The organism is Serratia sp. 4542 (assembly GCF_016805595.1).
GTDB classification, from domain to species: Bacteria; Pseudomonadota; Gammaproteobacteria; order Enterobacterales; family Enterobacteriaceae; genus Serratia; species Serratia nevei.
In genome coordinates this window covers 58,947-81,806 of record NZ_RXKV01000018.1, presented here as the reverse complement: position 1 = coordinate 81,806, position 22,860 = coordinate 58,947, and the positions used below count along the sequence as shown (strand labels likewise).

Here is a 22,860-nt window from a genome sequence, read left to right as displayed (position 1 = left end):
CGACATCGGCTCAGGGCCTGCGTTGGTCCCGATAGTAGATCACTTTTTTTACAGCCGTTAAAGCTTGTTGTGCCTTTCAAAACGCGGTGCAGAGCAGAAGAAGACTTATCTTAAGAAGGGAAATGCCGTGACCGCTTCCCTCGCCCGCCGGGCGAGGGAAGCTGAGGGTCTTAAATCGCCCAGCCGCCGGCGTAGAACGCCACCAGCGCCACGGCGATCAGCACGGTGCCGATGTTCAGCTTGCGCCATTCGCCGGAGAAGATGCGGCCGATGACCAGCGAGCTGAAGCCCAGCATGATGCCGGTAACGATGTTGCAGGTCAGTACGATGAACACCGCGCACAGCAGGCCGGCCATCGCGTCGACGAAGTCGTTGAAGTCCAGCTTGGTGACGTTGCTCAGCATCAGCAGGCCGACGTACATCAGCGCCGGTGCGGTGGCATAGACCGGCACCAGATAGGCCAGCGGCGACAGGAACAGGATCAGCAGGAACAGAATGCCGACCACGGTGGCGGTCAGGCCGGTCTTGCCGCCCGCGGCGGTGCCGGCGGCGGATTCGATGTAGACCGCGGCGGGCGCGGCGCCCACCAGGCCGGAGAAGATGCTGCTCAGGGAATCCGAGGTCAGCGCCTTGCCGCCGTTGATGATCTGCCCGTCTTTATCCAGCAGGTTGGCCTGCCCGGCCACCGCGCGGATGGTGCCGGTGGCGTCGAACACCGCGGTCATCACCAGCGCCAGCACGCTCGGCAACACCACCGGCTGCAATGCGCCCATGATATCCAGGCTGAAGATCAACGACTTGCCGTCAGCGTCCGCCAGGCTCGGCATGGCGAATAGCCCCTGGTATTTCACCGCCGGGTCGAAGATCAAGCCGATGATGGAAATGGCGATGATCACCAGCAAAATGCCGCCGGGCACGCGCAGTTTTTCCAGGCCGAAGATCACCGCCAGGCCGACCAGCGTCATCACCACCGGGAAGGAGGTGAACGCGCCGAGCGCCACCGGCAGGCCATCCAGCGGGTTCTTCACCACCAGGCCGACGCCGTTGGCGGCGATCAGCAGCAGGAACAGACCGATACCGATGCCGGTGCCGTGCGCCACGCCCATCGGCAGGTTGCGCAGGATCCAGGCGCGGATGCCGGTGACCGAGATAATGGTAAACAGTACGCCCATCAGGAACACCGCACCCAGCGCCACCGGAATGCTGATGTGCTGGCCCAGCACCAGGCTGAAGGCGGTGAAGGCGGTCAACGAGATCGCACAGCCGATCGCCATCGGCAGGTTAGCCCACAGCCCCATCAGCAGCGAGCCCAGCCCGGCCACCAGGCAGGTGGAGACAAACACCGCCGCCGGCGGGAAGCCCGCTTTGCCCAGCATGCTCGGCACCACGATCACCGAGTACACCATCGCCAGGAAGGTGGTTAGCCCCGCCACCACCTCCTGGCGCACGCTGCTGCCGCGCGCGGAAATTTTAAAATAGCCATCAAGCCCGCCGGTTGGTTTTGCGGCGTGGTTCGCTTGAGAGTTCGACATAGGTTACTTCCCCTGTGTTTCATGAATCGGCCCGTCGCAGCAGGCCTGTAATCTCGCCCGCGCCCGATCGTCACGTAATCGTTTACGTCACGTTCCGCATCCTTGCCCTTCTGTCGCAGCGCCAACGGCGATGCGCACCAAGGCAAACGTTTAACTCGCAGCGCGCGGTACGGGTGATTTATGGTGGTTTATTCAAGGCAAACGATTATCCTGCCTTCCATAGCGTCTAATCAACTAAAGATCGCGGCAATTTATGCAGAAAGCGGCGGGAATGACGCCTGTACGATAAAACCGGGGCGACGGGCGCCCCGGCGAACGCCGTCGCGGCAGGGTTATTGCGTCTGCACCGCAGCGGGATCCATATACATCAATTCCCAGATATGGCCATCCAGATCCTGAAAACCGTGGCCGTACATCACGCCGTAGTCCCGCGGCGGGTGGTAGGTGTTGCCGCCGCCGGCGACCGCCTTGCGCACCAGTTCGTCCACCGCCGCCCGGCTGGGTTGCGACAGGCATACCAGCACTTCGGTGGCCTGCTTGGCGTCGCCGATCGGGTTCGGGGTAAACATCCTGAATTTGTCGTGGGTCAGCAACATCACGTAAATCGTGTCGCTGACCACCATGCACGCGGCGGTGTCATCGGTGAATTGCGGATTGAAAGTGAAACCCAGGTGGGTGAAGAACGCCATCGAGGCGGGCAGATCGCTGACGGGCAGGTTAACGAAGATTTGCGTAGCCATGGGCTACCTCCGATGAAGAATGACCCCATCGAGTATAGCCCATCCGCTTAGCTCAGCAGGTCGTAAGGGCCGCCCTGCTCCAACGCCCGCTGGTAGGCGGGCCGGGCGTGAATGCGCTGCAGAAAACCGCGCAGTTTCGGGCAATCATCCAACGCGCCGCGCGCCGCCATCGCCTCCAGCGGGAAGCTCATCTGAATGTCCGCCGCGCTGAAGTCGTTGCCGACAAACCAGCTGCCCTTGTTCAGGTGCTGTTCGAGGAATTCGCAGTGCGGCGCGATCTGCTTGTCGAGATATTCGCGCTGCACGCCCTTGCCGATCGCGCCGGCCACCGGCCGCAGCAGCCAGGGGATCGGCGGCTGGCCGAGCCGGCTGAACACCAGTTTCATCACCAACAGCGGCATCAGCGATCCTTCAGCGTAGTGCAGCCAGTAGCGGTATTGCTGGCGCGCGTGGAAGTCGGTCGGCATGAACATCCCTTGCGCGTCATAGGCTTCCTGCAGGTATTCGATGATGGCGCCGGATTCCGCCAGCGTCAGATCGCCGTCGACGATCACCGGCGATTTGCCCAGCGGGTGGATCTTTTTCAGCGCAGCCGGCGCCAGCATAGTCTGCGGATCGCGTTCGTAGCGTTGCACCTGATAGGGCACGCCCAGCTCTTCCAGAAACCACAGAATGCGCTGCGACCGCGAGTGATTGAGATGATGAACAATGATCATAAAGAAGCTCCTGTCCGCTGCCACACCAGTTCGCCCACCTGCACGCCGTTGCCGAGCTGCAAGGGCACCGTGCGCAACGTCAGCCGATCGCCGCTGAAAGCGTAAAAACGCACCTGACGGCTGCCTACCCAGTTGGGGAACGAACAGCCTTCGACCTGATGCACCACCCGCTGTTCGCTTTCCTCCACCTGATAGCGGCCGAAGTAGCAAATCATATTGATGAAGGCCGCGCGGATCTCCCGCTCGGACCCCTGCGCCAAATCGTCGGCGGCGAAACGCGGCCGCACGGCGCTGTACAGCTGCGCCGCCATCGTGCCGTTGGCCTCATAGTGGATGCGCCCCAGCACCTGCTCACCCAGCGGGTAATTCAGCTCGCCGTCCTGGTTCTCAAATGCCGAGGACACCAGCGCCCAACTGCCGATAAATGCGTTTACCGTCATTACGCTTCTCCGGTTAAGGATCGTCTGTATAGGGTAGTGGCGATTTTTACCGCACGCCAGCGGATGAAAAAATAATCAGTTTATTTGACAGAGATACTCAAAACTCTCCGATTTTTTATTCCAGCCTGCCGCACTACTATTTAACACATCGAGAGACACCGGGCTCTCATCCAATCAATACGCTGAGGAATACATCATGAAAAACGTCAAAATTTTTGCTACCGCTGCACTGCTGGCTACCGCTTCTTTTGCTACCTTCGCCGCCGATATGCCTTCCAGCCAACCCGCTGCAGACGCCCAGAAAATCGGCGTAGTTTCCGTTAGCGGCGCCACCAACCTGAGCGCGCTGGAAAGCGAACTGGCCAGCAAAGCCGCCGCATCGGGCGCCAGTTCATACCGCATCGTCGCCGCCGGCGGCCAGAACAAACTGTACGGCACCGCAGAAATCTTCAACTGATCGTCGAACAGCCAACCGACGGAAGAAAGAAGCCCCGCAAGGGGCTTTTCTCGTTTTAGCGGGCGTCGAAGCGTGTCGCCAGCTTCTGGAGGCGAAACTGCTCGGTGATGAAATCGACAAAAACCCGGGTTTTGGTCGGTAAGAATTTGGTGGTGGGAAAATAAAGGTGCATGCTGCCGCGATCGACATACCAACCCGGCAACACCCGCACCAGGCGGCCGTTTTCCAGATAGGGCACCGCATTCGGCATGGCGATCAAGGCAATGCCCAAGCCCATTTCCGCCGCCCGCGCCGCCGCCTCCGGCTCGTTTACCGTCATGCCAATCGCCATCGCCGGCGCATGCTGCTCGTTTTCCGCATTGCGCAGCGGCTGATGGCGGATGCGCCCGGTCTGTGGCGAACGGATGAAAATCCCGGTGTGTTGCGCCAGCTGTTCCGGCTGCCGCAGCGGCGGCCGTTGCCGCAGATAATCCGCCGAAGCCACCAACACGCCGTGTGCGGGCGCCAGCTCGCGCGCAATCATCCCCTGTGCCAGTTCGATGCCGCCGCCCAACGCGGCGTCGAAGTGCTCGCCGATCAGATCCACCTGGCGATTATCGAAATGCCAGTCCGGCACGATCGCCGGATAACGCGCCAGAAAATCCGGCAACATCGGCAACACGAAATTCAGACCGAAAGCGGTGCCCATGCTGATCCTCAGGCTGCCGGCCGCCACGCCGCCGCTGCTGCTCAGGCCCTTCAACGCGCACTGAATCGACTGCAGGCCACCGCTGACTTCCTGCAAAAAACGCTCGCCCTCTTCGGTCAGGATCAGCTGGCGAGTGTTGCGCTGAAACAGGCGCACGCCAACCAGCGTCTCCAGCCGGGTGACGTTTTTGCCCACCGCCGCCGGGCTGAGGCCCAGCTTGCGGCCGGCGGCGGAAAAGCTGCCGTTTTCCGCGCTGCTGACGAAGCATTCCAGGTGTCCCAGCATACTTTTCCTCTATGGATTTCAAACTAATGGTTTGAACTGATTATAGCTCTTTGTGGCTAGTGGCCGTGCCGGCGATCTCCGATACTGAATGCCGGCACTTTACTTTACCCTCACCCACTTTGGAGAAATAACATGACCACAGCACACCCGCTGCAAGGCAAAGTCGCGTTCGTTCAAGGCGGTTCACGCGGCATCGGCGCCGCCATCGTTAAACGGTTGGCGAGCGAAGGCGCCGCCGTCGCCTTTACCTACGCCGCCTCGGCCGATCGCGCCGAAGCGGTGGCAAGCACCATCACCGCCGCCGGTGGCAAAGCCCTCGCCATCAAGGCCGACAGCGCCGATGCGGCGGCGCTGCAGCAGGCGGTGCGCCAGGCGGTCAGCCAGTTCGGCAATCTGGATATTCTGGTGAACAACGCCGGGGTGTTTACGCTGGGCAGCACCGAGGAACTGGCGTTGGAAGACCTGGATCGCATGCTGGCGGTCAACGTGCGCAGCGTGTTCGTCGCCAGCCAGGAGGCGGCGCGCCACATGAACGACGGTGGCCGCATCATCCACATCGGCAGCACCAACGCCGAGCGCGTGCCGTTCGGCGGCGCGGCGGTGTATGCGATGAGCAAATCGGCGCTGGTCGGCCTGACCAAAGGCATGGCGCGCGATCTCGGCCCGCGCGGCATCACCGTCAATAACGTGCAGCCCGGCCCGGTGGACACCGAAATGAACCCGGATGCCGGCGAGTTCGCCGATCGGCTCAAGCAGCTGATGGCGATCGGCCGCTACGGCAAAGATGAAGAGATCGCCGGCTTCGTCGCCTACCTCGCCGGCCCGCAGGCGGGTTATATCACCGGCGCCAGCCTGAGCATCGACGGCGGCTTCTCGGCGTAACCGCCCCTGAAATGCAAAAAGCCCCGTGAAGGGGCTTTTTTGTTGGCTGCAAACGGCCGGATATCAGAACGGGATATCGTCGTCGAAATCCATTGGCGGTTCGTTGCTGGTTGCCGGAGCGCTGTTCTGCGCCGGGCGAGACTGCTGCTGGCCGCCGCTGAACTGGTTGCCGCCCTGTGGCTGCTGAGGCTGGCCCCAACCGCCCTGGCCACCGGCAGATTGACCGGCCGGTGCGCCGCCGCCCTGACGGCCGCCCAGCATCTGCATGGTGCCGCCGACGTTAACCACGATCTCGGTGGTGTAGCGATCCTGGCCGCTCTGATCCTGCCATTTACGGGTCTGCAGGGAGCCTTCGATGTAGACCTGAGAGCCCTTGCGCAGGTATTCGCCCGCCACTTCGGCCAGTTTGCCGAACAGCACGACGCGGTGCCACTCGGTCTTCTCTTTCTGTTCGCCGGTCGCCTTGTCACGCCAGCTTTCGGAGGTCGCCAGGGTAATGTTGGCCACTGCGCCGCCGTTCGGCATGTAACGGACTTCTGGATCCTGACCCAGATTCCCGACCAGAATTACTTTGTTTACGCCTCTGCTGGCCATGAGCACTTCTCCCGATGATTGATTTCTACACAGTATAAACGCGTCAGTTTACCACGCTGAGTGCGAAACCACACCCGTGTTGATAAGTGCGAATTGCATTCCAGAATTGTCTTTTCGATCGACCTTGTTGCATTCGCATACTGGATATTCATTCAGGTTTTTTTGTGTCATAATTATGCGTTTCGACCAGGCTGTGCCGGTTTTTTGCGAGATCCATCACAAAATCCCCCGCAAAAATCGCGACAGGCGCGGTGTATCATCAAGACGGGAAGTGTAAATGGACAATATCGAAGTTCGTGGTGCTCGAACCCATAATCTGAAAAACATCAACCTGATCATCCCGCGTGACAAACTGATCGTCGTCACCGGCCTGTCCGGTTCCGGCAAGTCATCGCTGGCTTTCGATACGCTGTATGCCGAAGGGCAACGCCGCTACGTCGAATCGCTCTCCGCCTATGCGCGCCAGTTCCTGTCGCTGATGGAAAAACCCGACGTCGACCATATCGAAGGCCTGTCGCCGGCGATCTCCATCGAGCAGAAATCCACCTCGCACAACCCGCGATCCACGGTCGGCACCATCACCGAGATCCACGACTACCTGCGCCTGCTGTTCGCCCGCGTTGGCGAGCCGCGCTGCCCGGATCACCATGTGCCGCTGGCGGCGCAAACCGTCAGCCAGATGGTCGATAACGTGCTGAGCCAGCCGGAAGGCAAACGCCTGATGCTGCTGGCGCCGGTGGTGAAAGACCGCAAGGGCGAGCACACCAAAACGCTGGAAAACCTGGCCGCCCAGGGCTACATCCGCGCGCGCATCGACGGCGAAGTGTGCGATCTGTCCGATCCGCCGAAGCTGGAGCTGCAGAAGAAACACACCATCGAAGTGGTGGTCGATCGCTTCAAGGTGCGCGACGACATGGCGCAGCGCCTGGCCGAATCGTTCGAAACCGCGCTGGAATTGTCCGGCGGCACCGCCGTGGTGGCGGACATGGACGACGAGAAAGCGGACGAGCTGCTGTTTTCCGCCAACTTCGCCTGCCCGATCTGCGGCTACAGCATGCGCGAGCTGGAACCGCGCCTGTTTTCCTTCAACAACCCGGCCGGCGCCTGCCCGACCTGCGACGGCCTGGGCGTGCAGCAGTTCTTCGATCCGGATCGCGTGGTGCAAAACCCCGAGCTGTCGCTGGCCGGCGGCGCGATCCGCGGCTGGGATCGCCGCAACTTCTATTACTTCCAGATGCTGCGCTCGCTGGCGGAGCATTATGAGTTCGACGTAGAGGCGCCGTTCAACACCCTGAGCGCCAACGTGCAGAAGGCAGTGCTGAGCGGCTCCGGCAAAGAGTCGATCGAATTCAAATACATCAACGATCGCGGTGACACCACCGTGCGCCGCCATCCGTTCGAAGGCGTGCTGCACAACATGGAGCGCCGCTACAAAGAGACCGAATCCAGCGCGGTGCGCGAAGAGCTGGCGAAGTTCATCAGCAACCGCCCTTGCGCCTCGTGCCACGGCACCCGCCTGCGCGAAGAAGCGCGCAACGTGTTCGTCGAAGACACCACGCTGCCGGAGATCTCCGATTTGAGCATCGGCCATGCGATGACCTTCTTCCAGAACATGAAGCTCAGCGGCCAACGCGCCAAAATCGCCGAAAAAGTGCTGAAAGAGATCGGCGATCGCCTGAAATTCCTGGTGAACGTCGGCCTGAACTACCTGTCACTGTCCCGCTCGGCGGAGACGCTCTCCGGCGGCGAAGCGCAGCGTATCCGTTTGGCCAGCCAGATCGGCGCCGGCCTGGTGGGCGTGATGTACGTGCTGGATGAGCCGTCGATCGGCCTGCACCAGCGCGACAACGAGCGCCTGCTGGAAACGCTGATCCACCTGCGCAACCTCGGCAACACGGTGATCGTGGTGGAGCATGACGAAGACGCCATCCGCGCCGCCGATCACGTGATCGACATCGGCCCCGGTGCCGGCGTGCACGGCGGCCAGGTGGTGGCAGAAGGCACCGTCGACGACATCATGGCGCAGCCGGACTCGCTGACCGGCCAGTTCCTCAGCGGCAAGCGCGAGATCGCCATTCCGGCGCAGCGCGTGCAGGCCGATCCGACCAAGGTGCTGAAGCTGAGCGGCGCGCGCGGCAACAACCTGAAGGACGTGACGCTGACGCTGCCGGTCGGGCTGTTTACCTGCATCACCGGCGTTTCCGGCTCCGGCAAATCGACGCTGATCAACGATACGCTGTTCCCGATCGCTCAGCGCCAGCTCAACGGCGCCACCATCGCCGAACCGGCGCCGTTCCGCGAAGTGACCGGCCTGGAACATTTCGACAAGGTGATCGACATCGATCAAAGCCCGATCGGCCGCACGCCGCGCTCCAACCCGGCCACCTACACCGGCATTTTTACCCCGGTGCGCGAGCTGTTCGCCGGCGTGCCGGAATCGCGCAGCCGCGGTTATACGCCGGGCCGTTTCAGCTTCAACGTCAAGGGCGGGCGCTGTGAAGCCTGCCAGGGCGACGGGGTGATCAAGGTCGAGATGCACTTCCTGCCGGACATCTACGTGCCGTGCGACCAGTGCAAGGGCAAGCGCTATAACCGCGAAACGCTGGAAGTGAAGTACAAGGGCAAGAGCATCCACGAAGTGCTGGAGATGACCATCGAAGAAGCGCGTGAGTTCTTCGACGCGGTGCCGGCGCTGGCGCGCAAGCTGCAGACCCTGATGGATGTCGGCCTGTCGTACATCCGTCTCGGCCAGTCGGCCACCACGCTCTCCGGCGGTGAGGCGCAGCGCGTCAAGCTGGCGCGCGAGCTGTCGAAACGCGGCACCGGCCAGACGCTGTATATCCTCGACGAGCCGACCACCGGTCTGCACTTCGCCGATATCCAGCAGCTGTTGGCGGTGCTGCATCAGTTGCGCGATCAGGGCAACACCATCGTGGTCATCGAGCATAACCTGGACGTGATCAAGACCGCCGACTGGATCGTCGATCTGGGGCCGGAAGGCGGCAGCGGCGGCGGCGAAATCCTGGTCGCCGGCACGCCGGAAACCGTGGCCGAGTGTGAAAAATCGCACACCGCACGCTTCCTGAAACCGCTGCTGGAAAAATAACGGCGGGTTATCCCTCTCAACGAGGCGGAATAGGCCGCCTCGTTGAGCAATCAACATATCCCTTTCTGAAAAACATTAAATCATCTTCTCTGCATCATGCCTTTAAAAACAGGCGCTTTGAGCCCTGCCAATAATAAACTCGCCCAATCATGCCACTCGTTTGGCTGTTGTTTATTCCCCATGCGTTTCACTGTTGCGGTGAAATAACGCCAATGACGCGCCGTCGTCTGTCAATTAATCAATATAAACCTGGCGTTTATAAATAAGCTGCAATTAATCGCCGGCCTGCGGGCCGTATATTCAATGGGATGATATAAAAGGTGTTTAACGTGGATACTAAACTGGGAACCTCTGTCGCCGCGCTGTTATTTCTGTTTCCTTTCGCCACTCAGGCGCAGGACGGCGAGGCCTCTTTAACGCTCGCCGGCGGCCTTGCCGTCGCCCCCGCCTATGAAGGCTCTTCTTTTTACAGCATTGAACCCTTGTATCAGGTGAATGCCGGCTACCAAAACGCCAGCTGGGGGGAGTTCAGCGCAGGCAGCGAGGGGGCACGCTGGCAATTCCCGCTCGCCGGCCCCGTCGGCATCGCGTTATTGCTCAACTATGACGCCGGCCGTGACGAGGAAATCAGAACCTTACGCGGGCGCAACACCCGACTCAAGGGCATGGGCAAGCTGGGTGGCGCACTGGAGGCCGGCGCCGAACTGAGCTACCAACTCGATCCCTTCCGCGCCTACGTAAAAGGCATACAGGCAACGCGCAAGCGCAGCTACGGCGGGGAAGAACTGGGCCACACGGCCTATGTGGAAACCGGGCTCACCGGGCAATATCCACTCAGCGAACAGCTGACGTTAATCGGCAACCTTTCCACCACCTGGGCCAACAGCGGCTATCAGCGCGGCTATTTCGGCGTGACGTCGCAGCAGGCACAGCGCAGCGCTTTCAGCGCTTATCGGCCGGGCAGCGGCTTCAAGGACGCGACCCTCACCGCCGCGCTCAATTACCAATGGCGACCGAACGTGGCCTTCCAGGCCGGGGTCGGCGTGACCCGTCTGCTGGGCGACGCGGCCGACAGCCCTATCGTCGAAAAAACCACGTCGGGTATGGCCTTCACCAGCGCCAGCTACAGCTTCTGACGTTTTACCCAATGAGAGCGAGCGCGTACGCCCGTCAGATAACGCCATAACGCGACGGTGAAAAAATAAACTATAGTTTAACGAATTGTGAGGTAAACAGGCGGATAATTAAACCATGCCATATTTACCTGACAATATCTGGCGTTGCTCTCCCTTATTAAAGATATTTTATGTGCCAACATCATTCGACAGAATGTCGTAACTTCACGGCATTTCGCCACCGCTGGGAAATGCCCATGATCTGGCTATCGGCGATAATAACGCTTCTCGGTTTTTTATTTGGCATCGCCGCTATCGTCGCGTCCTCGGACGAGACGATTCTGGGATTAGGCACGGAAGCCAAAGAAACATTGGATACGCTCAGCCTGTTCGCCTTATTACCGCTGATCCCTATCGCTTTCTATATTTATCGTTTCTATCTCGCCGCCCAGGCGAAATCCAACGCCTTGCGCGTCGGGCCGGCACAATTTCCCGAGCTGTTCGCGCTGTATCAGGATATTGGCCGCCGCCTGGAGCTCAAGACGCTGCCGAAGCTCTACCTGACCAACGGCAACGGCGTGGTCAACGCCTTCGCGCTGGAATGCAACCGCCGTCAGCGCTATGTGGTGATCCACGCTGAAATCGCCATGCTGATGCCCACCGCGCCGGAGATCGTGGAGTTCGTGCTGGCGCACGAGCTGGCCCACCATAAGCTGCGCCACGTGTCGCTGTGGCGCCTGGCGATCGGCGTCGTACCGCAATCGCTGGTGCTGCCCGGCCTGGCGACCACCCGCGCACAGGAGTATTCCGCAGACCGCGTGGCGCTCGCCGTCTGCCCGAATTACGCCGACACGGTGCGGCTGCTGGCCGTCGGCCCCTGGATGCAGCACGGCGTGAACCCGCAGGCCTGGCTGGAACAGTGCGAAGAAGAGAACAAGGAGCTGTTTGTCCGCATCAGCAACCTGCTGTCGGATCATGCGGTGATGGTCAAACGCTTCAAGGCGCTCAAAGACATTGAGATGCACGGCTTCGAGCGCCACGGCAGCATGTTTTAATCCGCCCCGCCGGGCCTACAGCGTTTTCAGCACCCGCGCGGGGTTGCCGCCCACCACGCAGTTGGCCGGCACGTCTTTGGTCACCACCGCGCCGGAGGCCACGACCGCATTGTCGCCGATGGTCACGCCCGGATTGATCACCGCGCGTCCGCCAATCCATACGTTGTCGCCAATCTTGACCGGCTTACCGAGCTCCGCACCACCGACGCGGGTCTCAGCGTCCAGCGGATGGGTCGCGGTGTAAATATGCACGCCCGGTGCCAGCAGGCAGTTGTCGCCGATATGCACCTCGCACACGTCGAGGATCACGCAGTCGAAATTGGCGTAGAAGTTCTTGCCGAGATAAATGTTATAGCCATAGTCGCAGCGGAAGGTCGGCTCGATGGTGCCGCCCTGATAGCCGCCCAGCAGCTCACCCAGCCACTGTTTGCGCAGCTCGCCCTCTTCCGGCGAGGAGTGGTTATAGCGATGCGTCAGCTGGCGCGCGCGCCGACGCTCGCTGCGCAGCAGGTCATCGCCGGCGTCGTACAGCTCCCCGGCGATCATCTTGCGCTTTTCTTCGCTGATGGCCATGTCGGCCTCCTTATGTTATCCGCGTTTCTTGAATGCCCAAGCGTAGCCGCTTTTGCCTGATGACAAAAAGGGAACGTTCCCAATTTAAAATCACGATCACGCTTTGACACGAAAAAACAGGAGAAAAACGGGCAGCGCCGCCGCCCGGCAATCAGGCGCGCAGTTCCTGGCGCACGTGTTCGGGCAGGCCTTCCACCACCAGCTGATAGGAGCTGTCGATCAGCGTGTAAAACTGCGAGTTCGGCAGGTTGCCGTCGAGAAACACCGTGTTCCAGTGCGCCTTGTTCAGGCCGGCGCAGGCGACGATCTCAGGATGGTGTTCACGCAGGCTTTCCGCCAGCTCCGGGCTGGACTTGACCGCCAGCGCCGGCCGCCCTTCGACCTCGCACACCATGGCGAACATCACGTCGCCTACCTTGATCTGACTGGCCTGCCACTGGTTCTGGTCGCTTTGCTCCGCGCCCGGCTTCGCCATGCAGTACTCCAGCAATGCGCTGTTATTCATTGGGTTACTCCCCCTGTAATGTGGCCACAATACGGCGTGCTCCGCCGTGGATGCGGTGCTCCCCCAGCCAGATGCCCTGCCATGTGCCCAACATCAGCCGCCCGTGCCTGACGGGCAGCGTCAAGGACGCGCCCAGCAGCGAGGATTTGATGTGCGCCGGCATGTCGTCCGGCCCTTCGTAGTCATGCTGATAGGGTGCGTTTTCCGGCACTTGACGCAGGAAATGCTGCTCCATATCGGCTCGCACCGTGGGATCGCAGTTCTCGTTGAGCGTCAGCGAGGCCGAGGTATGCTGCAGCAACAGATGCAGCAGGCCGGTTTGCAGGCGGTGTAAGTGGGTTAACTGGTTGACGATCTCGTCGGTAACCAGATGAAAGCCACGCGCTTTTGCGCTGAGGATTAGCGTTTGCTGATGCCACATGAGTGAGCGCCCCTCAATCAGTATATTCTCTCTCCGGTTTGCGGCAACTTCGGCGGCACGCCGGCAATAAAAAAGGAGCGATATCGCTATCGCTCCCCGATGAACGTCCGTTCAGGCTAACAGACGTTACTGCACCGCGGCAAACGCCTCGGCCACCTGACGCACGTTGTTGTGGTTCAGGCCAGCCACGCACATGCGGCCGCTGTGGATCAGGTAGACGCCGAACTCTTCACGCAGGCGATCGACCTGCGCCGCGCTGAGGCCGGTATAGCTGAACATGCCGCGCTGCGCCAGCAGGTAATCGAAGTTGCGCTGCGGCAGCGCGCTCTTCAGGGTGTCCACCAGCGCGTGACGCATCTCGAGAATGCGGGTGCGCATGCTCTCCACTTCGTCCAGCCATTGGTTTTTCAGCTGGGCGTCGTTCAGCACCTTGGCCACCAGCTGCGCGCCGAAATTCGGCGGGCTCGAGTAGTTGCGGCGCACGGTGGCCTTCAGCTGGCCCAGCACGCGCCCGGCCGCCTCTTCGCTTTCGCACACCACCGACAGGCCGCCGACGCGCTCGCCGTACAGCGAGAAGATCTTCGAGAACGAGTTGCTCACCAGGCACGGCAGGCCGGCCGCCGCGATGGCGCGAATGGCGTAGGCGTCCTGCTCCATGCCGCCGCCGAAGCCCTGGTAGGCGATGTCGAGGAACGGAATGATTTCACGCTCGGCGATCACCTTGACCACCTCATCCCACTGGGCAGGGGTCAGGTCGGAACCGGTCGGGTTGTGGCAGCACGGGTGCAGCAGCGCGATGCTGTGCTTCGGCAGCTGTTTCAGCGCGGCGAGCATGGCGTCGAACTTCACGCCCAGGCTTTCGCTGTCGAAATACGGGTAGGTATTCACCTTGAAACCGGCGCCGCTGAAGATGGCGACGTGGTTTTCCCAGGTCGGATCGCTGACCCACACCTGCGAATCCGGGAAGTAGCTTTTCAGGAAATCGGCGCCCACTTTCAACGCGCCGGAACCGCCGACGGTCTGAATGGTGGCGATGCGCCCCTGCTGCAGCATCGGGTGCTGCGCGCCGAACAGCAGATGCTGGATGGCGGAACGGTAGGGTTGCAGCCCTTCCATCGGCAGGTATACCGAGGCGCCGTGCTCGACGCTGTTCAACTGCGCCTCCGCCGCGGCGACCGCCCGCATCTGCGGAATGATGCCCTGCGCATCGTAGTACAGGCCGATACTCAGGTTCACCTTGTGCGCGCGCGGGTCTTGTTTGAATTTTTCCATCAGCGACAGAATGGGATCGCCGGCATAGGCGTCAACGTTCTGGAACACGGGGTTTTTCTCCTGGTTTATTTATTGTGGTTTGGGCACAGCGTTACGTTCCTAATATAGACGGAAAACCGCGTTAGGTTTTAGCTTTCTCGCGCCACCGGCAATAAACCGTTTTCCTTGATGCGATTGAGCACCACCGCCGTTTTGATATGCGCCACGCTTTTGTGCGGCGACAGCGTCTGGCTGATGAATTCGCTCAGCGCCGGCAGGTCCGCCACCGCCACTTTCAGCAGGTAATCGGCGTCGCCGGTGGTCTTGTAAGCGTCGAGGATCGCATCCACCTCCTCCAGCATCTGATGAAAGCTGTCGATCTGCTCTTGGGCGTGCGTGATCAGGCTGACTTCGATCAGCCCCACCAGCCCCAGGCCGACTGCCTCCGGCGCCAGCCGCGCGTGGTAGCCGCGGATCAGCTGCGCCTGCTCCAGGCTGATGCGCCGCCGCGAACACTGGGAGGCGGAGAGCCCCACCAGCTCGCTCAGCTCCTGATTGGTCAGCCGGCCGTTGGCCTGTAACAGCGTCAGGATTTTCATATCAAAATCGTCAATGTTGTACATAGCCACCTGTAAACTGTGTTAATAAATGTTGACGTTACAGCCTACCAGTTTTTTTACCGTTGCCGACGTCACACCCTGGCGCTTAAATCGCGTACAGCAGCAAAGCCCGGCGTTTTCGCCGGTAAGCGGCATAAAAAACGGCTAACTCATGCAGGCAAACGACAATTAACGGCGAAGTAACGCATAAAACCACGAATGTATAAAAAGGACGCCAGATGAAAAAGTTACTCCCTCTCGCGCTGCTGCTCGCCGCCGGCAGCGCCGGCGCGCAATCCCACCTGGATAAGGTGCTGCAGCAAAAGACCCTGGAGGTCTGCACCACCGGCGACTACAAGCCCTATACCTTCCTCAAGGAAGACGGCAGCTATGAAGGCATCGATATCGACATGGCGGAATCGCTGGCCAAGAGCCTGGGCGCGAAAGTGAAGTGGGTGAAGACCAGCTGGAAAACCCTGACGCCGGACTTCACCTCCGGCAAGTGCGACATTGCGATGGGCGGTATCTCCGTCACACTGGAGCGGCAAAAGCAGGTGTTCTTCGCCGACAAGCTGGATACCGACGGCAAAATCCCGCTGGTGCGCTGCACCGACGTGAAGAAATACCGCACTCTCGAGCAGATCAACAAACCGTCGGTGCGTCTGTTGGAACCGGCGGGCGGCACCAATGAAGCCTTCGTGCACGCCTATCTGCCAAAGGCCAAACTGACGCTCACGCACGACAACATGAGCATTTTCCAACAGCTGGTGGACCGCAAGGCAGACGTGATGATCACCGACGCCTCCGAGGCGCTGTACCAGCAGAAGCGCTATCCGAAGCTGTGCGCGGTGAATCCGACCAAACCGATGCAGTACGGCGAGAAGGCTTACATGCTGCCGCGCGACGATCTGAGCTGGAAACTGTATGTGGATCAGTGGCTGCACCTGGCCAAGGCGACCGGCGAATATCAGAAGATTATCGATAAGTGGTTGGCGGTAAAGAAGTAACCCGCTGAGAAACGGGGCCGACGCGCGTCGGCCCCTGCGGCGTTTCAGTCGCCGATATATTCCATCGCCACGCGCTGCGTGAGCTTGGTGATCAGCTCGTAAGCGCTGATGCCGGTGCAGACGGCGATGCGCTCGACCGGCAGCGCCGGCCCCCATAGCACCGCTTCATCCCCCACCTTATCGGCGGCGGCCGGCCCGAGATCGACCGAAATCATGTCCATCGACACCCGGCCGACGATCGGCACTTCGCGGCCGTTGATCAGGATCGGCGTACCGGTCGGCGCGCTGCGCGGGTAGCCGTCGCCGTACCCCATCGCCACCACGCCCAGCCGGGTATCCCGCGGGCTGACCCAAGTGCCGCCGTAACCGACCGCTTCGCCGGCCTTGTGCTCGCGCACCGCGATCAGGCTGGACTTCAGCGTCATCGCCGGCTGCAGCCCATGCTCGGCGCCGCTGCCGTTATCCAGCGGCGACACGCCGTACAAAATAATGCCGGGGCGTACCCACTCGTTGTGGGCATCAGGCCACAGCAGCGTGCCGCCGGAGGCGGCGACCGAGCGCTGGCCCGGTTTGCCGCGCGCGAACTGCTCGAAGCAGGCGATCTGTTTCAACGTGGTGTCGGATTCCGGCTCGTCGGCGCGGCTGAAGTGACTCATGATATTGACCGGCTGCGCCACGTTGCGGCAGGCGCACAGGCGCTGATAAAACGCCTCCGCGTGTTCGGGGCGCACCCCCAGCCGATGCATGCCGGTATCGAGCTTCATCCACACCGGCACCGGACGCGCCAGCTCGGCCTGCTCCAGCGCTTCGAGCTGTTCGATGCTGTGCACCGCGGTTTCGATGTTGTTCGCCACCAGCACCGGCAGATCTTCGGCACTGAAGAAGCCTTCCAGCAGCAGGATCGGTTTGACGATGCCGCCGGAGCGCAGCATCAGCGCTTCGCCGATGCGCGCCACGCCGTAGCAGTCGGCGTCTTGCAGGGTGTGTGCTGTTTCCAGCAGGCCATGTCCATAAGCGTTTGCTTTCACAACGGCAATCAGGCGGCTTTGCGGCGCCTGGCGGCGCACCTGTTGCAGATTATGTCGCAGAGCGCGGCGGTCGATTACAGCGGTTGCCGCTTTCATTTCAGTTCCTTAGCTGATTATTCGTCATCGTATTGTGGCCCCGCGTAGTTGTCGAAACGCGACCACTGGCCGTTAAAGGTAAGGCGCACGGTGCCGATCGGGCCGTTACGCTGCTTACCGATAATAATTTCCGCGATCCCTTTCAGATCGCTGTTCTCGTGATACACCTCATCACGATAGATGAACATAATCAGGTCAGCATCCTGCTCGATAGAGCCGGATTCACGCAGGTCGGAGTTGACCGGGCGCTTATCGGCGCGCTGCTCCAGGCTTCGGTTCAGCTGCGACAGCGCCACCACCGGCACCTGCAGCTCTTTCGCCAGCGCCTTCAGCGAGCGCGAAATCTCGGCGATCTCCAGCGTACGGTTGTCGGACAGGGCCGGCACGCGCATCAGCTGCAGGTAGTCGATCATGATGAGGCTAAGCCCGTCGTGCTCGCGGAAAATGCGCCGCGCGCGCGAGCGCACTTCGGTCGGCGTCAGGCCGGAGGAGTCGTCGATGTACATGTTGCGCTTCTCCAGCAGGATACCCATGGTGCTGGAAATGCGCGCCCAGTCCTCGTCGTCGAGCTGGCCGGTACGGATGCGCGTCTGATCCACGCGCGACAGCGACGCCAGCATACGCATCATGATCTGTTCGCCGGGCATCTCCAGGCTGAAGATCAGCACCGGTTTTTCCTGGGTCATCGCGGCGTTTTCGCACAGGTTCATGGCGAAGGTGGTTTTTCCCATCGATGGACGGGCGGCGACGATGATCAGATCGGACTTTTGCATGCCCGCAGTTTTCTTGTTGAGGTCCTGATAGCCGGTATCGACCCCGGTCACGCCGTCGTGCGGTTGCTGATACAGCTGCTCGATACGCGATACGGTGTCTTCCAGGATGCGCTCGATGCCCTTCGGGCCTTCGTCTTTGCTGGCGCGGTTCTCGGCGATCTGGAATACGCGAGATTCCGCCAGATCGAGCAGGTCTTCGCTGCTGCGCCCCTGCGGATCGTAGCCGGCGTCGGCGATCTCGTTAGCCACCGAGATCATCTCGCGCACCACCGCGCGCTCGCGCACGATGTCGGCGTAGGCGCCGATGTTGGCGGCGCTCGGGGTGTTTTTCGACAGCTCGGCCAGGTAGGCGAAGCCGCCGACCGAGTCCAGCTCGCCTTTCTGCTCCAGCGATTCGGACAGGGTGATGAGGTCGATAGGCTTGCTCATCTCCAGCAGACGCTGCATCTCGGTAAAGATCAGGCGATGCGGGCGGCTGAAGAAGTCGTTGGCGACCACGCGCTCCGCCACGTTGTCCCAGCGCTCGTTATCCAGCATCAAACCGCCCAACACCGACTGCTCGGCCTCCAGCGAGTGCGGCGGCATCTTCAGCCCTTCCATCTGACGATCTCTGGAACGCTCTCTGGTTTCGTCCGCGTTTGTTTTGTTGGTTGGTTTTTTTCCTGCCATGAAACGTAGTCTTTATCCGGTTGCGAATGAAGGATCTTGACGCGAGAGTATACGTGATTTTTGCGTCATAACCGATGCAAAAAAGGTATTGAATCCCGCACGGGTGAACTGGATCTCCGATACTAAAAAGAATAGGGTGAAATCAGACACTCAAACGAGGTAACGATATGGCCAAGCGCATTCAGTTTTCCGCCACCGGCGGGCCGGAAGTCTTGCAATACGTTGATTTTACACCGCTCGATCCCGCCGCCGGCGAAGTGCAGATCGAGAACAAGGCGATCGGCATCAACTACATCGACACCTATGTGCGCAGCGGGCTGTACGCCCCGGCGAGCCTGCCGAGCGGCCTCGGCACCGAGGCGGCCGGCGTGGTGGTCAAGGTTGGCGCCGGCGTCAGCGCGATCAAACCGGGCGACCGGGTGGTGTATGCGCAGTCGTCGCTCGGCGCCTACAGCGAAGTCCACAACGTGCCGGAAGAAAAAGTGGCGCTGCTGCCGCACAACCTCAGCTTTGAGCAGGGCGCCGCTTCTTTCCTCAAAGGGCTGACGGTGCACTACCTGCTGCGCCAGACCCACGACGTGCAGCCGGGTGAAGTGTTCCTGTTCCATGCCGCCGCCGGCGGGGTTGGGCTGATCGCCTGCCAATGGGCCAAAGCGCTGGGCGCGCGCCTGATCGGCAGCGTCGGCTCCGACGAAAAGGCCGCGCTGGCGAAACAGGCCGGCGCCTGGGCCACCATCAACTACCACAAAGAGGATATCGCCCAGCGGGTGGCCGAGCTGACTCACGGCGAGAAGGTTGGCGTGGTGTACGATTCGGTGGGGCAAAGCACCTGGCAGGCCTCGCTCAACAGCCTGAAACGGCGCGGCCTGATGGTCAGCTTCGGCAACGCCTCCGGCCCGGTGACCGGCGTCGATCTGGCACTGCTGAATCAGAAGGGCTCACTGTACGTCACCCGCCCTTCCCTTAACGGCTACATCACCAACCGCGCCGAGCTGCAGTACGCCAGCAACGAGCTGTTCTCGCTGATCGGCAGCGGCGCCATTCGGGTGGAGGTGAAAGACGAGCAGAAATTTGCGCTGGCCGACGCCCAGCGGGCGCACCAAGTGCTGGAAAGCCGCGGCACCAGCGGCTCCAGCCTGCTGATCCCCTAATTGCCGCAAAAGAAAAGGGCTCCTTACGGAGCCCTTTCTGTTACTGCGTTTTGTAGGGGTAGAGCAGAGTCCGCCAGAGACAGGGGGTTGCTTCAGCAACACGAATTTTGGTTGTCTCTCACGGTGATGAAATCGGTCGCATCACTGCATCGACAAACATCCTAACAGCCCCGTCCGGCAAAAAACACGCTTTATGTGCCACATCGCGCGGCAAAACTGCCAAGCTGTGATCGCTGCCGCATTAGCGGGGCGGCAAGTTGTGCAAGTTTCATCGCGACTGACTGATTATTCAGCAAAAAATCAGTAACGTCTGGCCTGCGGTTTCTGCATCGACCGGTAAATCCATACCCCGACGACCGCCAAAATCAGCCACGGCAGCAGCTTGATGACCACCGCGAACAACCCGCCCAACAGCATGAACGCCGCCGCCACCAACAGCGCAGCGAAGATCCCCAGCAGCGAGATGCCGGTCACCATCAGCATCACCACAAAGCCAATGAGAAAGAAGATTTCCAACATGATTGCTCCTTTGCAATACAACGTATCTGCTGAGGGAATTACAAGAAGCGTGCCAGAATGGCGGAAGGGCTAACCTATTGAAAAGATGGGGCAGGCATCCGGCAACGCGCCGAATACCTGGTGAAAAAGACTAACTGTTAGTCAAAATTTTTGTGGGTTACGCCATTTCCACACGCGGCTGACGCACCAGCGCCAGCGCCTGCTCCACCACCCGCGCATCGGCGCCCGGCTTGTGGGCGTTCTCGCTCAGGTGGCGACGCCACTGGCGCGCGCCCGGCACGCCCTGGAACAAACCGAGGATGTGGCGGGTGATGTGGCCGAGATAGGTGCCGCTGGACAGCTCGCGTTCGATGTACGGATACAGTGCTTCGACGATCGCCACGCTGTCCGGCACTGCGGTCTGCGCGCCGAACAGTTCGCTGTCGACCCGCGCCAGAATGCCCGGATTCTGGTACGCCTCGCGCCCCATCATCACGCCGTCCAGATGCTGCAGATGCTGCTGCGCCTCTTCCAGCGTTTTCACCCCGCCGTTGATGGCGATGGTCAGCGCCGGGAAATCCCGCTTCAGCTGATAAACGCGCGGGTAGTCCAGCGGCGGCACTTCGCGGTTCTCTTTCGGGCTGAGGCCGGAGAGCCAGGCCTTGCGCGCGTGGATGGTGAACATGTCGCACTCGCCGCGCCCGGCGACGGTTTGGATAAAGTCGCACAGGAAGGCATAGCTGTCCTGATCGTCGATGCCGATGCGGGTCTTCACCGTCACCGGGATCGACACCACGTCGCGCATCGCCTTGATACAGTCGGCGACCAGCGTCGCCTGCCCCATCAAACAGGCGCCGAACATGCCGTTTTGCACGCGATCGGACGGGCAGCCGACGTTGAGGTTAATCTCGTCGTAACCGCGCTGCTCCGCCAGTTTGGCGCAGTGCGCCAACGCGGCCGGATCGCTGCCGCCCAGCTGCAGCGCCACCGGATGCTCTTCTTCGCTGTAGGCCAGGTAGTCGCCCTTGCCGTGAATGATCGCGCCGGTGGTCACCATTTCGGTGTACAGCAGCGTTTCCTTGGTCAGCAGGCGGTGGAAGTAACGGCAATGACGATCGGTCCAGTCGAGCATCGGCGCGATGGAGAAACGATTGGCGGCGTAGGTTGGGGCGTGGTTGTCTTTCGTCATGCTGAGTTACTGGCTACCTGAGTCTGTCTGGGTTTAACGAACGGCGCGCGGCCGCAAACGGCTATTATAACGGCAATCGGCGCCGTTGGGAAAATCGCCTTCGTTTCCCCCCTATTCCAACGTGCGGATAACCCGGCACGGCTGCCCCAGCGCCAGCACATTGGCCGGGATGTCGCCGGTCACGATGCTGCCCGCGCCGATAGTCGTGCCGTCGCCGATGGTCACTCCCGGCAAGATCACCACGTTACCGCCGATCCATACGTTGCTGCCGATGGACACCGGCTGCGCCGAGGTGCGGAAAGGAAAGGCCGGGTCGCCGGTAAAGCGTTCGCCGGCCTTCAGCGGGTGGCTCGGCGTGTAGATTTGCACGTTGGGGCCGATCAGCGTGTTGTCGCCGATGGTGATGGTATTGCAGTCGAGGAACACCGCATTGACGTTGATAAAACAGTTTTTACCGATGCGGACATGTTGCCCGTAGTCGCACCAGAACGGCGTTTCGATCCAGCTCGCCTCACCCCAGGCGCCGAACAGTTCGCCGAGCAGGCGGTTTTTCTCGTCCGCCTGATGCGAATCCAGCGTCCCCAGGCTTTTGGTCAACGCCCTGGCCCGATGGTACATCGCAATCAGTTCTTCATCGCGGCTGTTGTACTCCAGGCCGCTTAACAGCTTCTCTCTTTCCGTCATCACACAAGGCTCCTGTTCGTCACGCGGGTGAAGCGCGTTATACCGCTCTCGCCAGCGGCTCTCCAGCGCTAAAATCGGCAACGTTGATTTGCCGCCCGGCGGAGGGGAAAAGTTGTGATGCATCTCTCTTTTAGCGCACTCAGCGCGCCTTTCCCTGCGCAATCCTCAGGGGAAAAGGGGGCAACTCTCGGCGATTCGCCGTAATCATGGTAAAATCGGCTTTTTTACGTACCGGGATATTTGCGATGAACTCAACCACCCAGGAAAAGCTGCTGGCGCAGGCGGAACGCCTCTGCCAACAACGCAATGTGCGATTGACGCCGCAACGGCTGGAAGTGCTGCGTCTGATGACCCAGCAACCCGGTGCAATCAGCGCTTATGACCTGCTCGATCTGCTGCGCGTCGCCGAACCGCAAGCCAAGCCGCCGACGGTCTATCGCGCGCTGGATTTTCTGCTGGAGCAAGGGTTTATCCATAGAGTGGAATCCGCCAACAGCTACGTGCTGTGCCACCACTTCGAACAGCCGATGCACACGTCCGCACTGTTTATCTGCGACCGCTGCGGCCAGGTGACCGAACGCACTACCGAAGGCGTAGAGGAAACGCTGCAGAAGCTGGCGCAGGAGGCCGGATTTGCGCTGCGTCACAGCGTGGTGGAAGCGCACGGCCTGTGCGCCGGCTGCGTGGAGGTTGAGGCGTGCGACAGCAAGCATGACTGCGCCGAACACGATCACAGCATCGCCATCAAGAAGAAGTAACACGAAGTCAGGTACCTCCCTGTACCTGCGGCCGGGGCGCCAGAGGAT

The 22,860-nt window shown here is 60.9% G+C and carries 24 protein-coding genes; 8 read left to right on the top strand and 16 right to left on the bottom strand.

The features are described from left to right. Window positions 1-170: 170 nt before the first annotated feature. From EKL15_RS23190 to EKL15_RS23175, 4 genes are all read right to left on the bottom strand, one after another. Window positions 171-1,532, bottom strand: coding sequence for an NCS2 family permease (locus tag EKL15_RS23190; protein ID WP_004936819.1), 1,362 nt, complete (start codon window positions 1,530-1,532; stop codon window positions 171-173). Between the two features lie 332 nt (window positions 1,533-1,864). After that, window positions 1,865-2,272 carry a VOC family protein gene (locus EKL15_RS23185; protein WP_038874298.1) on the bottom strand — a complete coding sequence of 136 codons (408 nt, stop codon included), beginning with the start codon at window positions 2,270-2,272 and terminating at the stop codon, window positions 1,865-1,867. Window positions 2,273-2,319: 47 nt separating this feature from the next. After that, window positions 2,320-2,988 carry a glutathione S-transferase family protein gene (locus EKL15_RS23180; protein ID WP_049201475.1) on the bottom strand — a complete coding sequence of 223 codons (669 nt, stop codon included), beginning with the start codon at window positions 2,986-2,988 and terminating at the stop codon, window positions 2,320-2,322. Next, entirely contained in the window at window positions 2,985-3,428 is a 444-nt protein-coding gene (locus EKL15_RS23175; protein ID WP_033636188.1) for a lipocalin-like domain-containing protein, read from the bottom strand. The genes EKL15_RS23180 and EKL15_RS23175 overlap by 4 nt, the downstream gene beginning before the upstream one ends. Before the next feature lie 196 nt (window positions 3,429-3,624). On the opposite strand from EKL15_RS23175, the gene EKL15_RS23170 reads away from it, so the two are divergent. Further along, on the top strand, window positions 3,625-3,885 hold the full coding sequence (locus EKL15_RS23170; protein ID WP_060440954.1) for a YdgH/BhsA/McbA-like domain containing protein: 261 nt from the start codon (window positions 3,625-3,627) through the stop codon (window positions 3,883-3,885). Window positions 3,886-3,940: 55 nt separating this feature from the next. Here EKL15_RS23170 and EKL15_RS23165 read toward each other — a convergent pair whose 3' ends face one another. Beyond that, window positions 3,941-4,858, bottom strand: a complete 918-nt coding sequence (locus EKL15_RS23165) for a LysR family transcriptional regulator (protein ID WP_049201481.1) — start codon at window positions 4,856-4,858, stop codon at window positions 3,941-3,943. Window positions 4,859-4,990: 132 nt separating this feature from the next. Here EKL15_RS23165 and EKL15_RS23160 point away from each other — a divergent pair, with 132 nt between their 5' ends. Next, a complete protein-coding gene (locus tag EKL15_RS23160) occupies window positions 4,991-5,740 on the top strand; it encodes a 3-oxoacyl-ACP reductase family protein (protein ID WP_164105798.1) in 750 nt (249 codons plus the stop codon). A 63-nt stretch (window positions 5,741-5,803) separates the two neighbouring features. Here the strand turns inward: EKL15_RS23160 and ssb1 are convergent, their stop codons facing one another. After that, window positions 5,804-6,334: a single-stranded DNA-binding protein SSB1 gene (ssb1, locus tag EKL15_RS23155; protein ID WP_004936793.1), complete on the bottom strand. Its 531-nt coding sequence runs from the start codon at window positions 6,332-6,334 to the stop codon at window positions 5,804-5,806. 277 nt (window positions 6,335-6,611) lie between these two features. Here ssb1 and uvrA point away from each other — a divergent pair, with 277 nt between their 5' ends. The 3 genes from uvrA (at window position 6,612) to EKL15_RS23140 (ending at window position 11,610) form a co-directional block, all read left to right on the top strand. Continuing rightward, window positions 6,612-9,440, top strand: coding sequence for an excinuclease ABC subunit UvrA (gene uvrA / locus EKL15_RS23150; protein ID WP_049201484.1), 2,829 nt, complete (start codon window positions 6,612-6,614; stop codon window positions 9,438-9,440). Between the two features lie 329 nt (window positions 9,441-9,769). Then, entirely contained in the window at window positions 9,770-10,576 is an 807-nt protein-coding gene (locus tag EKL15_RS23145) for a MipA/OmpV family protein (protein WP_370593030.1), read from the top strand. 236 nt (window positions 10,577-10,812) lie between these two features. After that, window positions 10,813-11,610 (top strand): M48 family metallopeptidase, encoded by a 798-nt coding sequence (locus EKL15_RS23140; RefSeq protein WP_158524205.1) that lies wholly within the window; start codon window positions 10,813-10,815, stop codon window positions 11,608-11,610. 15 nt (window positions 11,611-11,625) lie between these two features. Here the strand turns inward: EKL15_RS23140 and maa are convergent, their stop codons facing one another. The 5 genes from maa to EKL15_RS23115 form a co-directional block, all read right to left on the bottom strand. After that, entirely contained in the window at window positions 11,626-12,183 is a 558-nt protein-coding gene (maa, locus tag EKL15_RS23135) for a maltose O-acetyltransferase (protein WP_060425164.1), read from the bottom strand. Between the two features lie 151 nt (window positions 12,184-12,334). After that, window positions 12,335-12,688, bottom strand: coding sequence for an MmcQ/YjbR family DNA-binding protein (locus tag EKL15_RS23130; protein ID WP_038874311.1), 354 nt, complete (start codon window positions 12,686-12,688; stop codon window positions 12,335-12,337). A gap of 4 nt (window positions 12,689-12,692) precedes the next feature. Further along, window positions 12,693-13,109, bottom strand: a complete 417-nt coding sequence (locus EKL15_RS23125) for a secondary thiamine-phosphate synthase enzyme YjbQ (RefSeq protein ID WP_004936779.1) — start codon at window positions 13,107-13,109, stop codon at window positions 12,693-12,695. A gap of 126 nt (window positions 13,110-13,235) precedes the next feature. Next, the gene (locus tag EKL15_RS23120; protein ID WP_203090431.1) at window positions 13,236-14,429 is read right to left on the bottom strand and encodes an amino acid aminotransferase; all 1,194 of its coding nucleotides are present in this window, start codon (window positions 14,427-14,429) and stop codon (window positions 13,236-13,238) included. Between the two features lie 80 nt (window positions 14,430-14,509). Beyond that, entirely contained in the window at window positions 14,510-14,983 is a 474-nt protein-coding gene (locus EKL15_RS23115) for an Lrp/AsnC family transcriptional regulator (RefSeq protein ID WP_049201491.1), read from the bottom strand. Between the two features lie 215 nt (window positions 14,984-15,198). Here EKL15_RS23115 and EKL15_RS23110 point away from each other — a divergent pair, with 215 nt between their 5' ends. After that, complete coding sequence (locus EKL15_RS23110; RefSeq protein ID WP_060425160.1) at window positions 15,199-15,966, top strand: transporter substrate-binding domain-containing protein; 768 nt, start codon at window positions 15,199-15,201, stop codon at window positions 15,964-15,966. Window positions 15,967-16,010: 44 nt separating this feature from the next. Here EKL15_RS23110 and alr read toward each other — a convergent pair whose 3' ends face one another. Both alr and dnaB read right to left on the bottom strand, forming a co-directional pair. Then, window positions 16,011-17,090 (bottom strand): alanine racemase, encoded by a 1,080-nt coding sequence (gene alr, locus EKL15_RS23105; protein ID WP_060425158.1) that lies wholly within the window; start codon window positions 17,088-17,090, stop codon window positions 16,011-16,013. A 17-nt stretch (window positions 17,091-17,107) separates the two neighbouring features. Further along, window positions 17,108-18,532: a replicative DNA helicase gene (gene dnaB / locus EKL15_RS23100; RefSeq protein WP_025160134.1), complete on the bottom strand. Its 1,425-nt coding sequence runs from the start codon at window positions 18,530-18,532 to the stop codon at window positions 17,108-17,110. Between the two features lie 167 nt (window positions 18,533-18,699). On the opposite strand from dnaB, the gene EKL15_RS23095 reads away from it, so the two are divergent. Further along, the gene (locus EKL15_RS23095; protein WP_060425029.1) at window positions 18,700-19,683 is read left to right on the top strand and encodes a quinone oxidoreductase; all 984 of its coding nucleotides are present in this window, start codon (window positions 18,700-18,702) and stop codon (window positions 19,681-19,683) included. 300 nt (window positions 19,684-19,983) lie between these two features. Here EKL15_RS23095 and pspG read toward each other — a convergent pair whose 3' ends face one another. The 3 genes from pspG to EKL15_RS23080 all read right to left on the bottom strand — a co-directional run bounded on the left by pspG (window position 19,984) and on the right by EKL15_RS23080 (window position 22,054). Further along, on the bottom strand, window positions 19,984-20,202 hold the full coding sequence (gene pspG, locus EKL15_RS23090; protein WP_025304448.1) for an envelope stress response protein PspG: 219 nt from the start codon (window positions 20,200-20,202) through the stop codon (window positions 19,984-19,986). 157 nt (window positions 20,203-20,359) lie between these two features. Then, window positions 20,360-21,370, bottom strand: a complete 1,011-nt coding sequence (gene dusA, locus EKL15_RS23085; protein ID WP_070913901.1) for a tRNA dihydrouridine(20/20a) synthase DusA — start codon at window positions 21,368-21,370, stop codon at window positions 20,360-20,362. A gap of 111 nt (window positions 21,371-21,481) precedes the next feature. Then, window positions 21,482-22,054, bottom strand: a complete 573-nt coding sequence (locus tag EKL15_RS23080; protein WP_064290486.1) for a sugar O-acetyltransferase — start codon at window positions 22,052-22,054, stop codon at window positions 21,482-21,484. A 245-nt stretch (window positions 22,055-22,299) separates the two neighbouring features. Between EKL15_RS23080 and zur the strand changes: the two genes are divergently transcribed. Beyond that, complete coding sequence (gene zur / locus EKL15_RS23075; protein WP_015379223.1) at window positions 22,300-22,812, top strand: zinc uptake transcriptional repressor Zur; 513 nt, start codon at window positions 22,300-22,302, stop codon at window positions 22,810-22,812. Window positions 22,813-22,860: the final 48 nt, after the last annotated feature.